Annotated in this window: 11 protein-coding genes and 1 pseudogene; 3 read left to right on the top strand and 9 right to left on the bottom strand. The window is 35.6% G+C overall.

Annotated elements, in window-relative coordinates:
• Positions 1 to 11: 11 nt before the first annotated feature.
• The 7 genes from Ana3638_RS08580 to Ana3638_RS08550 all read right to left on the bottom strand — a co-directional run bounded on the left by Ana3638_RS08580 (position 12) and on the right by Ana3638_RS08550 (position 7935).
• Positions 12 to 611 carry a hypothetical protein gene (locus Ana3638_RS08580; RefSeq protein WP_161837649.1) on the bottom strand — a complete coding sequence of 200 codons (600 nt, stop codon included), beginning with the start codon at positions 609 to 611 and terminating at the stop codon, positions 12 to 14.
• Positions 612 to 753: 142 nt separating this feature from the next.
• Positions 754 to 1497 carry a DNA repair protein RecO gene (recO, locus tag Ana3638_RS08575; RefSeq protein ID WP_161840495.1) on the bottom strand — a complete coding sequence of 248 codons (744 nt, stop codon included), beginning with the start codon at positions 1495 to 1497 and terminating at the stop codon, positions 754 to 756.
• Positions 1439 to 1630: a hypothetical protein gene (locus Ana3638_RS08570; protein WP_161837648.1), complete on the bottom strand. Its 192-nt coding sequence runs from the start codon at positions 1628 to 1630 to the stop codon at positions 1439 to 1441. Before Ana3638_RS08570 ends, recO begins: the two co-directional genes overlap by 59 nt.
• Positions 1631 to 1801: 171 nt before the next feature.
• Positions 1802 to 2710, bottom strand: coding sequence for a GTPase Era (gene era / locus Ana3638_RS08565; protein WP_161837647.1), 909 nt, complete (start codon positions 2708 to 2710; stop codon positions 1802 to 1804).
• Between the two features lie 199 nt (positions 2711 to 2909).
• Positions 2910 to 5858 carry an insulinase family protein gene (locus Ana3638_RS08560; RefSeq protein ID WP_161837646.1) on the bottom strand — a complete coding sequence of 983 codons (2949 nt, stop codon included), beginning with the start codon at positions 5856 to 5858 and terminating at the stop codon, positions 2910 to 2912.
• Between the two features lie 563 nt (positions 5859 to 6421).
• Positions 6422 to 7258 (bottom strand): DUF4097 family beta strand repeat-containing protein, encoded by an 837-nt coding sequence (locus tag Ana3638_RS08555; protein WP_161837645.1) that lies wholly within the window; start codon positions 7256 to 7258, stop codon positions 6422 to 6424.
• Positions 7255 to 7935 carry a LiaF transmembrane domain-containing protein gene (locus Ana3638_RS08550; protein WP_161837644.1) on the bottom strand — a complete coding sequence of 227 codons (681 nt, stop codon included), beginning with the start codon at positions 7933 to 7935 and terminating at the stop codon, positions 7255 to 7257. The genes Ana3638_RS08555 and Ana3638_RS08550 overlap by 4 nt, the downstream gene beginning before the upstream one ends.
• A 236-nt stretch (positions 7936 to 8171) precedes the next feature.
• Here Ana3638_RS08550 and Ana3638_RS08545 point away from each other — a divergent pair, with 236 nt between their 5' ends.
• Together Ana3638_RS08545 and Ana3638_RS08540 are read left to right on the top strand one after the other, a co-directional pair.
• On the top strand, positions 8172 to 9095 hold the full coding sequence (locus Ana3638_RS08545) for a diacylglycerol/lipid kinase family protein (protein WP_161837643.1): 924 nt from the start codon (positions 8172 to 8174) through the stop codon (positions 9093 to 9095).
• Positions 9096 to 9577: 482 nt separating this feature from the next.
• Positions 9578 to 10216, top strand: a complete 639-nt coding sequence (locus tag Ana3638_RS08540) for a VanZ family protein (protein ID WP_161837642.1) — start codon at positions 9578 to 9580, stop codon at positions 10214 to 10216.
• Positions 10217 to 10247: 31 nt separating this feature from the next.
• On the opposite strand, the pseudogene Ana3638_RS08535 reads toward Ana3638_RS08540, so the two are convergent.
• Both Ana3638_RS08535 and Ana3638_RS08530 read right to left on the bottom strand, forming a co-directional pair.
• Positions 10248 to 12646, bottom strand: a pseudogene (locus Ana3638_RS08535) (ATP-dependent DNA helicase).
• Between the two features lie 124 nt (positions 12647 to 12770).
• Positions 12771 to 13397: a hypothetical protein gene (locus tag Ana3638_RS08530; RefSeq protein WP_161837641.1), complete on the bottom strand. Its 627-nt coding sequence runs from the start codon at positions 13395 to 13397 to the stop codon at positions 12771 to 12773.
• A 415-nt stretch (positions 13398 to 13812) separates the two neighbouring features.
• Between Ana3638_RS08530 and Ana3638_RS08525 the strand changes: the two genes are divergently transcribed.
• Positions 13813 to 14184 carry a DUF1292 domain-containing protein gene (locus Ana3638_RS08525; protein WP_161837640.1) on the top strand — a complete coding sequence of 124 codons (372 nt, stop codon included), beginning with the start codon at positions 13813 to 13815 and terminating at the stop codon, positions 14182 to 14184.
• Positions 14185 to 14201: the final 17 nt, after the last annotated feature.

Genomic DNA, 14201 nt, shown 5'->3' with positions numbered 1-14201 from the left:
CTGGCCATTTTTTATGGTTTATAAACAATTACCGACTTTTCTTCTGAATTAGTCTGTAAATTTGACTTGCTTAATAATGCGGCATTGGTAAAATATTTAACCGTACCGTCTACGATTACATCTGTTTTTTCATTTACAATCAAAATTTTGTATTTATCATTTTTAAGGGCAACATCAGGGGATGCATAAGCTCCATCCGATGCACTGACATATACGTCCGGTAATTCAAGATTACTGCTTTTTGCATCCACGGTGGTCGTTAATGTAGCGTCCACTTTATTGAATGTTTTATAATGTTCTAAGTTTGAATAATTTAATATCAAAACGGCATTTCCATCTTTAAGATCTAATGAACCAAATACGATTGCATCCTGGCCATTTGTCTGGTTATACTTTCCTATCTGATCTGTAATAAAAGTTTTCAATTCATCCAGATTATAATACTCTTTATCAAAGGTTTCAACTGTGGCAGACTGTACCGTACCATCATTTTTAACCAAAATCGTATTATTTTTAACTTCATCCACACTAATTATTCTTTCTTTATTTTTACAACCGGCCGTAAAAATAAGACAAAAGACCAGAACTGTATAAAGTAAAAACTTTTGCATAAATAATTTCCTCCGTCTATAAATTAAAGTGTTATGACTATTAGTTTAATTGGAAATTTTACATATTTATCAAGTAAACTGTATAGCTACATAGTTTTTTACCATTGTAACCTTAAATTGGATTATTTTCAACTTAAATTTACTATAAGAAAAGTTTTTCCAACATATCCAGGGATTTCATTTTCTTATCTATGTAGATTTCCTTATAGTTTCCAACACACTTTTTCAGCTCAGACATAACTTCATCGGAGACAGTGAAAGTAAATAACTTTTCTATGGTAGAAGAAATTATATATTGCATGGTGTAAACGGTGGATTCATTAATTTTAATTGATTTCGGAAATGCACTCAGGCATTCGCTGCAGATAAGACCGCCTTCTTCCCTGTTAAAATGATATAGATTATCTGTCTTACCACATTTCACACATCCAAAAACCTGCGGTGCCACTCCATTTATTTCCAGTATTTTCAACTCAAAAACAGCCCGTACAAGCGGCCTCATTATAGACTTTTGACTTAACGCCCTCAGGGACTGGTATAATAATTTAAGAATAAGGGTTCCATCTTCATTTTCATGGGTAAAATAATCCGCTAGTTCACAAAAATATAATCCATAATAAGCAGCCTCCAAATCTCTGCGCAACTCTTCAAAATAATTGGAGATCTCTACGGAGACAAGATTATAAGAACTTTTCCCTTCATAGAGTGTAAATTCACCGAAAGAAAATGGCTGACTACACGCCAAAAAGGCACTATTTTGTTTCCTAGCGCCTTTGGCAAATGCTGTAATCTTACCTTTTTCTTTCGTTAATATAACCAAACGTTTGTCATAATCCCCAATAGGCATGGTCGATAAAACCATTCCCATCACTGAGGCTGCTATCATCACTGTATTCACCCTCCTTAATATTAATGGATAACAGCTGATTTAATTCCTCTGAAGTACAAGCCGTATAATTCAAATAATCTAATATGTTTCCGGTTTTAATAAATTTTTCCCAATAATCTTTATTTCTCATAAAATGCCCCCTTACTGAAAAAAAGCTCCATGACTGAATCGCCACAAATTATCATATGTTACACTAATATGATTACCATATCGTTTTTTTCTAAACTGATAAGAATATCCCATATGGATTTTTTTCAAAAGGGCTTGACAAAACGAAATAACCATTAACTGGAAAAGCGGGCTACAATTCCTGTTTGTTATAACCGTAATTTTTGAGAAGGAAATCACTATCTCTCCAATCTTTTTTCACTTTAACCCAGATTTTTAAATTTACATGCATATCCAGCAAATTTTCAATTTCTTTCCTGGCGGCCATTCCGATCCGTTTCAGCTTTTCTCCGTTTTTTCCTATAATAATTCCTTTATGGGAATCCCGTTCGCATACGATGGTAGCATCAATATCAATGATATCACTTCCCCGGCGTTCCTTCATCCGGTCAATGGCCACTGCGATTCCATGGGGAATCTCATCATTTAAAAGGCGAAGAGCTTTCTCGCGAATCAGTTCCGCAACAATCTGCCGTTCCGGTTGATCTGTTATGGTATCCTCATCAAAATACTGCGGCCCCTGAGGCAGGTGCCCCAATATAATATCAATAAGCTGCCTGGTATTATCCCCTTTTAAAGCTGATACCGGAATGATATCTGCAAATGAGTAAATGTCCTTATACGCAGCGATAAATTTTAATACTTCCTCTTTTTTAACTGTATCTACCTTATTAATAACTAATATAACCGGAGTTTTCACTTTCTGAAGCTGTTCTACTATATATCTCTCGCCGGCTCCGATAAAAGTAGTGGGTTCCACCAGCCATAATATGACATCCACTTCATTTAGGGTTCGCTCCGCAACATTTACCATGTACTCACCCAGCTTGTTTTTCGCCTTATGAATACCCGGAGTATCTAAAAATATAATCTGTCCGTGTTCTTCGGTGTATACCGTCTGTATTCTGTTTCTGGTTGTTTGTGGTTTATCAGAAGTAATCGCAATCTTCTGCCCGATTAAATGATTCATTAATGTGGATTTCCCCACATTGGGACGTCCGATTAAGGTTACAAAACCCGACTTAAATTCATTTTTTTTCATGTTTTTATCCTCTTTTAGTATATTCGAACCTTTTTATAATAAATGAACAAGTCCGCATCTACGCCCTTATCTTATAGGACACAAGTATCTATAAGATAAGTAAGAGTCTGACAAGTCAGACTCTTACTTATTGACTTGTCAGGCTCTTTTTTATTGACTTGTCAGACTCTGCGCTGACATGCTGTCACTTTAGTTACAATTATTTAATTAATGTCTTCACTTCAAAGAACAGGTCTTTATTTTGCTCTATTTTCTTTTCATTTCCTATAACACATAGATTCTTACAATCCAGAATTGCTTTCACTATATCCGCTAATTTCCTTATATCCTCCTGGGTTACACCTAAAACTTCATCTCTTTGTTTCTGGATATCTTCCTGGGTAGTTCCGGATAAATAAGCGCCCATGGATATATTTCCCTGGGTTCTTGGAGTCCTGGGGGTATCCATTCCGCTTATGGTACCTATAATATATTTCGTCATATCCCTCTCATCAGCATTAAAATTACGGATATAATCGACTGCTTTCTCATACACTTCATTGGTTTCTTTCAGATTAGGGTCGCGGTAAGAAGTAAAGTAACCATTGCCGCTGATACTGGAAAATCCGCACATACAGCCGTAAGCACCGCCCTTAACACGGATATTATTCCATAAATAGTCATAGCTCATTATTACTTTTAATACATCCAATGCTCCGGTGTACTCATAACCTGCATTAAAAAAATTACCGGTTCTTGCCACATACTGTACCTGCCCGGAGGTTTTAAATCCTTCGTTGCTGCAATGCAAATTAAAATGTTCCGATACCTTCTCTACAGGTTCTGTCTTTAGCTGTTCCACAAAAGGCAGTAATTTACCGGATAAGGTTAGAAGGCCTTCCTCATTGGAAGTAAAACTAATGATCAGATTTTCTTTACGGAAAATATAATTCATTAATAGTTTCATTTTATCTATTAAATCATTTTTCCGGTTTTGATAATCCGCCTCTAAACTCTCAATAAATTTATAATATGCAATTCCTCTGGTTTCCTCATTAAACCTGGATGCCTCTGAGAAATAAGACATTGCTCTGTCCACTGCTGCGGAATGCCCGGAGGAGTTTAGATGCATCTGGAGTCTTGATTTAATTTCCGATATAATTTCTAATAAACGTTTTTCATCATCCAATTTTGTAAAACTGATAATTTCCTTTAACAGATCAAAAGCATTATCCATTTCTTCATATAATACTTTTACATCGATCTGGAAAGTAGGCAGGTATTCACTGGAGCTGCCTTTTTTCCCAAAGCTTGCCACGTCACTGCTGATACCGCCGGTGTGTATATTAATCTCGTTGGATAATTCCAAATAGCTGTAATGTTCCGTATCAATATATCCAAGCACTGTGGATAATAAGCCTACATAAGGAATTAATGCTTTGGGAATATCCTCTAAATCAAATAACAGTTTCAGATAAGCAATTCCATTGGTATAAACATTATGATGGATAATCGGTATACCATCTATTTCTTTTTCTTCATTGTTGATCGGAAGCGGAGATCTGCCGATATCTTCACGGCTAAGTAATGGAATTTTCTCTACGTCTTCTCTGGAAGAGGGTTCATCCTGATATTCTTTCAGGTGACGGGTATCATCTACAATTTTTTTGATTTCCTCTTTGGAAAGCTTTGCTTTAAACTCCGCAAGTTTATTTTTTAATTGTTCTTCCTTAATTGCGGTAAGGCCAGCCTGTGGTTTTAAAGTTACCAATGCGACATGGTTATTATTTAAAAGATATCCGGTAATTAATTTCGTATAATAATCCGTACCAATTTTGGATTTTAAAACTTCAAATACTTTATTGGAATTTAATTTTAAAAATGGTTTATTATCATCATACAGCCAGCTTGCAAGCATCTGCAGACCATACATCAGGCCTTTCGGGAATTGCCCGAAGTCTGCTTCCCTATATTTGAATTCATAGTAATTAATAGCAGCCTTAAGGGACTTTTCATCCAAGCCTTTCAGTACCAATTGCTCTAATGTTGCACGGATTAATGTCACAAACTGTTCTTTTTGCTCAGCCTCCGCATTTTTAGCTATAATAGTAAAAATGGGCTGATAGGTATCCGCGTCAAAGCTGCTTATAATATCTTTTCCGATTCCCGCATCCAATAAAGCCTGCTTTAAGGGAGCACCCGGAGCGGACAACAGGACATATTCAAGAATCTGGAAAGCCATACATAAATCTCTGTCAAGGCTTGTTCCGATAGATAAACTATAACTTAAATAGGTATTGTATGCACAGTCTTCATTTTCGCTTAACGGATAAACCGCCTCCACTTCTTTTCTCTCACTAAACGGTGTCTGATATTTTATTTCCGAATCTATCTGTTCGTTACCGAAATCTTTTAAATATTCCTCATCCAGCCAGTTAAGTTTTTCCAACACATCCATATCACCATACAGATAGATATAGCTATTGGAAGGATGATAATATCTACTGTGAAAATCCAAAAATTGCTCATAACTTAAATCCGGAATAAAATCCGGATCTCCGCCTGATTCTACGCCATAAGAGGTATCAGGATATAAAGCATTCTGAATGGTACGGAATAATTGCTGTTCCGGTGAAGAAAAAGCACCTTTCATTTCGTTATAAACAACACCATTGTATTTTAGCTCTGCTTCCTCATCCTCTAATTCAAAATGCCAGCCCTCCTGCCTGAATATCTCTTCTTTCTTATATATATTAGGATAAAAAACCGCATCCATATAAACATGCATCAGATTCTGAAAATCCTTATCATTACAGCTGGCTACCGGATATATGGTTTTATCCGGATAGGTAATGGCATTTAAAAAAGTATTCAATGAGCCCTTGGCTAACTCTATAAAAGGATCTTTCGCCGGAAATGCTTTGGAACCGCATAATACAGAATGTTCAATAATATGCGGTACACCAGTACTGTCAAAAGGTGGTGTACGAAATCCTACGGAAAACACTTTATTATTATCGTCATTGGTTATTACAGCAATTCTGGCACCGGTTTTTTTATGCCTTAATAATAACCCTAAACTGTTAATGTCTTTTAATTCTTCTTCAATGATTAATTCGTAAGCAGTAAGGCCGCCTAATTCTTTACTGCTTTTTAAATTTCTCGGCATATCATATCCTCCTTTAAATAAAGTTTAATTTGCATATAATATTATGGATAAAAGTCTTATCTAACTGCCCTAAGACTTATTTATGTCATCTCAAGTAAAATATACGTACTCCAAATAACTATCTGGTAATTATATCATATTATAGCAAAATTGTCATGTTAAAGATAACTACAGTTTTACAAGGCGTTTCTGATTCCTTCTTTCCTGTATTCATATTATTTATTTCCATATATAGCAAACAGTATTCGATTTACAGTCCGAAATTAAAATTATTTTTAGCCAGCTTTCACTGACCTCATCCAAATCGTGATCCAAAGCGGTACGTTTTTCATATAGGACGCAATTTCCGATCCAACCGGAAGAAACATGCTTTGCGAGTTTCTTCGGTTCGCGTGCGACATCGAATTATTGCAAGCAAGCTTGTAATTCTCACTTTGCATTCCCGGAAATGAAAAAGAGTCTCTTCAAGACATTAAATAATGCCAATTGAAAAAACTCTTGTTAGAATATATGATTTATTTTAAAAATTGATAAAATAATTATTTTAATATTTATTGAGAATTTTATTGAAAATTTATATCGATGTCTCCGACTCCGCCATTCACATCTAATACATTATCTGAATTCATATTATTCCATTTCAGGTCGGAATATTTTTCACCGTTAATATAGATGGAGCCCAGGCCTTTTTCAACACTGAGTCTAAACTCATCCGAACTTTGATTCAGGTCCAGAGTTACCTCACCGACTCCGCAATCAATTTTATTTCTTCCATATAAAGCTCCCTGGAGTTTTATATTTCCCACTCCACTGTCAATATCGGAATCTGTAAATTTCACTTCATTAAAATTAATCTCGCCGACTCCACCATCTAATTTAACCTGATCGGCGGTAATTCTGCTGCCTTCAATATTACCTGCTCCCGCATTAATATCAAGCTTTTCAGTCTGCAGAGAATCAATATCGATATTACCCGCACCGGCATCCAGCTTTACTCTGTCTAAAGAAATTCCTTCCGGAACATAAATCGTTATTTTAGACTTATCATTAATTCCATTATTTCCGCTGATAAAATTCCAGAAATTGAACTTACTTTTAACCTGTAATTCCCCACTGAAACTTTTTTCTACAACAAAATCGCTGCTTACATTTTTTGCATCCACTTCTACATTATTACCGGAACCGCTCATTATATTAAGGCTGCCTATACCATGATCTACGGATAAACTCTTTACATTTTCAAAACTTTTGTTAATATCGATTAAATTCCTGTTTGATGTAGTCGATAAAATTCCTGTTATGGAAAAAACAGCTGTTACTATACCTGTTATGATGGAAAATGCAAGAAATGCCGCAAAAGCCATGGCACAATATTTTATTACTTTTTGGAATTCACTCATTTTATATCAATCCCCCCAAACATACATGTTGAATTTAAAAATATGATTGGTGCATTAGGGTCCGGTGATGTTCCTGCTTTATTATCAACACCGCCAAAAATAGGAACATTGGATACCTTTACTTTAACATTGGCCGGTACCAAAATATCAATACCGCCAAAAACTGCTGTTGCATTAATTACAATATCTTCGTCAATAATCGCATTTCTAAGATCCAGGTCAACACCACCGAAAATGGCATTAATGGTGGTACCCATGAATTTTTCTCCTGTTACCTGATATCTGTTTCCTGCAAAAATTGCGGAATGTTCTGCCGCACCGCCCTGGTATTTAACATCGATGTGAAGGCTTCTATCACCATGGAACATATTTTTAAATATCATACTAAATCCTATTAGTACAAATATAAAAGGTACAATTAATTTACCCATAACATTACCGTCAACGATACCCTGACTGGACATTAACAACATAATACCAATAATTAAACCTGCTAAATTGCTGACACGGAAACCGTTCTGTATTAAACTGATGGCGCAGGGTATGATAATAAATAATGTCCACCATCCGCGGAAGAACAATTCAAAATTCCATAAATTAAATGCATTTCCTGCAAAGCCAACTCCGATTAATATGAAGAAAAGTCCCCATAACATATTTGATGTTTTTATTCTCATAATAAACCTCCCAAAAACTTTTAATTAATTTGATGTCTTAATGATACTTTACGGCGGGGTTATTAACAAGTTACATTTGTCATGAGGTCATACTGTATTTTGTCATAAGTTTATAGGGATTCAAGAAAATAATACGGAATTTACCTCATTATCATCTCCTTGACTTTAATTTGATTATCATATAATATTTACATAGATATACAAAAATGGAATGATTAAACAGACAGGAGTATATTATGTATCATTTTATCATTAATCCAAAATCCCGGTCGGAAAAAGGAGCTAAAATATGGCATATAGTAAAAGAGGTATTAGATAAAAAAGAAGTATCTTATACATTCCATATTACCAGATATCCAAATCATGCGACTGAATTGGCAATGGAAATTTGCAGTACTTATTCCGGTATTAAAAATATTATAGTCCTTGGCGGGGATGGAACGGTTAATGAAGTGATTAACGGTATTACCGATTTTAATGATGTGCTTTTGGGTTATATTCCATCCGGATCCAGTAATGATCTTGCACGAAGTTTAAAACTGCCTAAAGATCCGGTTAAGAGCCTTGAGAATATTTTGTTCCCATCACGTTTTCAATATGTAGATATTGGGTTAATAAAAAGTTACGTTTCCAATTATAGCAGAAAATTCGCAGTAAGTTCCGGTATAGGTTTTGATGCGGCTATCTGTGAAGAAACCTTTCATTCCAAATTAAAAATATTTTTAAACCGTTACGGATTAGGTAAACTGACTTATATTATAATCTGTTTAAAACAATTAATATCCTGCCGGTTTATGGATGGAATGGTTACTGTAGACGGTGGTAAGCCTCAAACCTATAAGAAAATCCTTTTAATAACAAATATGATTCATAAATACGAAGGCGGAGGGATGCAGATAGCTCCGGCAGCTGATCCTTACGATGGAAAGTTATCCGTATGTATCGTTCACGGCGTATCCAGGCTTAGAATCTTAACTGTATTACCTTTTTTATTATTTGGTAAACATATTCATTTTAAAGGTGTTGTAACATTTAATTGCAGGTTACTTGATATAGAAGTGGACAATCCGTACTGGGTGCATATTGACGGGGAATGCCCGGATACTTTTTCACAACTTACAGTTTCATGTATTACGAATCAATTAAGGATTATAGTATGAAAAAGAAACTGTTCTGCAGTTTCTTCAGCCTAAAGCCCCGCATCCGAGGCTTGGGAAGAACAGCAAAAGAGGCTATTTTTTCCAAGTAACACCCAAAGGCATGGGTGTTATCGTCAAGCCGGCTTTCGATATGTATAGGAATTAAATAAATTTGACTGAATGTAAGGTATCGTTCTACTTTTTGGATAAATACCGGTTTGGGCCGGTTTTTTAGATAATTTACAAAAGAAAGAAGGGGTTTATATGAAAAGGGTTCTGTTAATATTGCCACACTTATTATTCTATTTAGTATTGCCACCGTATTGGTGCAGTTTGGTGCTTATTATTTTCTGAATTCAAATTACTTAAGTTTTGGTATAGCTGCAATAATCTGTTTCCTGTTCTGTCATATTCTTTTAGAACAGGTTTTAAATTATGAGGTTTGTTTCAGTTATACTTTACTGAATATTTTCTTATGCACTATTATCATACTGCTTTCCTACGTGGACAGTAAAGATTCCATTTTGTCTTTTCATCCCGATTTATTTTTATTCATCATAATTGACTGGTTTCTTCCTCTTGTATATTGTATGATACGCAATTTAGCGGACAGCTCGCTTAAGTATACGGATTTTAATGTTTTTTATCGAAATACCAATATTGTTTTCCTGATTTTCTATATAGCCGTTCTTATAATTTTTCTTTTTTTAAGAAATAATTCTTTTATTTCTTATTATACCGATATAAAATCCATTAATTATGTCCCGCTTTTATCTTTGGCAACCTTAATTGAAGATCATATATCCGGGTATTTTACACTGGCAGACTTAATAAAATATTTTGCTATGTGTATCGTACTGTTTATTCCTTTCGGATTTTATACAGCTTTACTGTTACGTTATCAAAACCGGCTGCTGCGATTTTTTGCACTTTTGCTTCTCCCTTTCGTTGTAGAAATTTTGCAATGGGCTTTTCTTCTTGGCAAAAGCGATATAGATGATGTCCTTTTAGGATTACTGGGAGGTTTTATCGGTACAATCCTTTATCATATCGTAAATCAGGTTTATCGTACCATTACTGATGAAGACTTCCTGTATAAACGGCCCCATTATCACTTTTATGGAAGTTCCATTCATTTCTAAATCTTTAAACTAAACTTTTATCAGGCGGAATTTAAGAATTCCAAAAATTCTTAAGTTCCGCTTCCATTGTATTAGCATTAACCAAGATATTAGGGTACCATTCTCTGGGGAACAAACCAGAGTATTGAGTTTGCCGGAACCTTTCGTCCAATAACAGTATAGCGCCTCTGTCATCCATGGTTCTTATGACTCTTCCGGCGGATTGCAATACCTTATTCATTCCCTGATATAAATAAGCATAATCAAACCCCCTGCCATTCCGGTTATCATAATATTTACGGAATAGTTCTCTTTCATTTCCTACCATGGGAAGACCGGTACCAACGATAACCGCACCGATTAAACGGTCATTTTTCAAATCAATTCCCTCACTGAAAATACCTCCCATTACGCAAAAACCAATTCTGCTTTTATCCGGTTCCAGGGTAAAGTCCAGTAAAAATTCTTCTTTCTCAATTTCTGTCATATTATTTGTCTGGATTACCATTCCTTCTAACTTTCCCTCTGCAAGTTCAGCAACTTGATTTAACATTTGATAGGACGGAAAGAAAACCATATAATTTCCTTTCTTGACACCGGTAAAAGCTATAAGGTATTCTACTATCTTTTCGTATTCATCCTTATTACGTCTGCTATATTTCGTACTTACATCACAGCCTATCATTAGAAGCCGATTTTCTGATGGAAACGGAGATGGGGCATAAACCGCATAATCTTCCTCTCTTCCCCCAATTGCTCTTTATAATACAGGATAGGTAACAGGGTGGCAGAAAAAAAGACCGCACTCTTCCCTTTCTCAAGGCAGGTTTTTAGATTATCCGATGGATCCATACATAATAATTTTATTCGGAATTCACCCTGCTCGTCGTAATCGGTATAGGTTATATATTTATCGCTGTAAATTTCATAAATACTAAGAAAATGGCGGATATCCATAAACAAACCAAGAATCTCATCCTTTCCCTCCGAATCCGAGAATTCAGTTAAATACTCTTCATATTCGGTCATAAGCCGCATGAGATGAAGTACAAAATCAGTTATGTCATCGATAACGGTGCAATTATCACAGTTTCTTTTTAACTTAAGTAAATCGCTGTTACAGGCTTCCAGCCGTTTTTCTAATTTGGGACCATTATAAGGTTTGGATATATGATTACTTGTTTCTATGGTTTTAACTATTTTCTTTACCGATAAAAATTGTTTTTTATATAATACCGCACTATACATCTCCCTGGCTCGGTCAACCAGATTATGTGACTCATCGATTAAAAAGATATAATCATTTTTCTTCTCCCCAAGAAAAAAACGTCTGAGATAAACATTGGGATCAAAAACATAATTGTAATCGCATATGACAGCATCCGCCCAGGTAGTTACATCCAGACACATCTCAAACGGGCATACTTTGTGTTTTTTTGCATAATTTAAGATTAAATCTCTGGAAATATCATTTTCGTTTATTAATAAATCATAAACCGCATCGTTTACCCTGTCATAATGGCCTTTGGCCCTTTCACAGGATACAGGGTTACAATCCGATTTATCAAGGATACAGATTTTTTCTTTTGCCGTTATGGTAACTGATTTACTTAAAAGACCGTTTTCTTTTAACTTCTGGAAAGTTTCTTCCGCTACCGTCCTCGTAATCGTTTTTGCCGTCAGGTAAAATATCTTACTAGCCAGCCCCTCACCCATAGCTTTTATTGTTGGAAATATAGTTGATATGGTCTTTCCCACACCGGTAGGGGCTTCAATAAACAGCCTTTTATCCCGCATTATAGTCTTATACACGTTTGTGACCAGTTCTTTTTGCCCATGCCTGTATGGAAAAGGAAACTCTAAGGTTTTTATGCTGTCATTTCGTGTACTGTTCCATCGTATCTGCCAGGCTGCCCATTTGCCATATTCGTCTATCAGATTCGAGAACCAGTTATCCAACTGTTCATAAGTAAAGGTTTCATGAAAATACTTAAGATTTTCCGATTCCAGATTGCAGTAAGTCAGCCTTATGCCTATTTTATTATGTTCATACAACCTGGCATAAATATAGGCATAACACATAGCCTGTGCCCGGTGTACGGGTACAGGTTCTTCCAGATGACTCAGCTCCATATATACACCCTTTATTTCGTCAATAACAATAGAGGGATCCTCGTCAGTTCTGCTGATAATACCATCCGCTCTCCCCTCCACGCACAGCTCAAAAGTTATGTCTTCGCGAGTGAGGGGTACGGTAATGCTTAATGGAAATTCCGCACTATATTCAGAACCCATCTGCTTTTGTATTTTCCGATGGATTCTGCTTCCTTCCTGCATCGCATCCGTATCCCTTCTTCCGCCTGTCCGATTATCAAGATCACCGGAACGCAGAATGAATTCAACCAGATTTCTTACAGATATTTTTATTTTATCTCCGTTATCCTTTTCCATGTAAATTTCCCCTATATTATTTATAAATCCGGTAAATGGTTTCGCAATCACTTAAATAAGGCACCTTCCATGATTTCCATTTCAGATGCCTGTTTTTTATGTTATATTTTAATAAAAAACCGGGTTACATAAATTCCGTATAATCTTCATCATCATCCCCGTACCGGCCATTTGCATAACCTTTCGTCCAGTCTATATTATTCGTTCGTCTATGCTTAAGCTGAGGTTTGTTCGGTCGTTCCGATTTTTTATTAATCTCCTGGCTTTTCTTTTGTATTGCCTTCTTTTCTCTTTCCAGACGTTTGATTGTTTCGAATTTGTCCGGCTGTTGTTCTTTCTCCTTATTTGGGGATGTTCTTGATCTGGAGTCACCCATTCGTTGGTCTTTTCCACTGCTATAGCCTTTGCCGTACTTATTGTCGTTGTCATAATCATTATCCTTATTGTAACCGCCACCTTTTAGATTCCTGGTTCTATTATTATAGCTGCCCGTTGTTCTGGTATCGTTGCTGTCTTTTCTGCCATAAGGCTTAGAATCTTTATTATAAGGTTTATTTTCCCTACTGTAAGAATTACTCGATTTGTTATCTTTATTATAGGGTTTATTCTCTCGATTAAAAGGTTTGTTGTCTCTGTTTCCTTGCCCGGTCATTCCGGTTTCACGACTAGTTCCTGGCCTGTGGTTATCGTTTAATCTGGCATTGCCACGATTATCTCTTGGTCTGCTATCATTAGCATTGGTTGTAGCCACTGAATGTTCTCCTCTCTTACTAGGTTAAATACAAGCAACTATGCAGTTACCTCAAGAAATCCATCGGATTTTGAGTTAGTCAGCGCCAATATATGCGCTTTTTGCATATTTGTGTGCATCGGTTCGTAAGAACCGTTGTGACTTAAATTGTCACAAATACAATGTGAATAGCCATAAATACATGATTCTCTTGTCAAATCTATTGTATATTTTATTCTATTTTTATATAAAGTCAATATATTTTTATCAAAAATAATTTATTTTTATGGATAGATTTACCTTGCAATTTAACGGTTTATCTGTTAAAGTCAAATTGTATGAAACAATGGAATGGAATCACCATTTTATTGCCATAATATTATTTGCCGGTATAGGAATCCTATTCATAGGCTTACTGAAAGAGAGGTATATTACAATGAGCGAACACGAACACGATTGCGGCTGTGGTGACGGTTGCGGTTGCGGACATGACCACGAACATGATCATGATCATATGAATGTAACTTTAACACTGGATGATGGTACAGATTTAGAATGTGAAGTTTTATGTATATTCCCAGTTGGAGAGAAAGATTATATTGCACTTGTTCCTGCTGAAAGAGAAGATGAAGAAGACGGAGAAATTTTCTTATATCAGTTCATTGAACATGAAAATGATGAAATTGAATTACTCAATATTGAAGATGATGATGAATTTGAAGCTGTATCCGATGCTTTTGACGAGTTAATGGACAGTGAAGAATTTGATGATATGTTTGATGAGGACGAAGAGGACGATGAAAATTAATATTCGTGAAACAGGCG

This window comes from Anaerocolumna sedimenticola, from assembly GCF_009931695.1.
GTDB lineage: Bacteria > Bacillota > Clostridia > Lachnospirales > Lachnospiraceae > Anaerocolumna > Anaerocolumna sedimenticola.
This window is presented reverse-complemented; position numbering and strand designations above follow the sequence as displayed.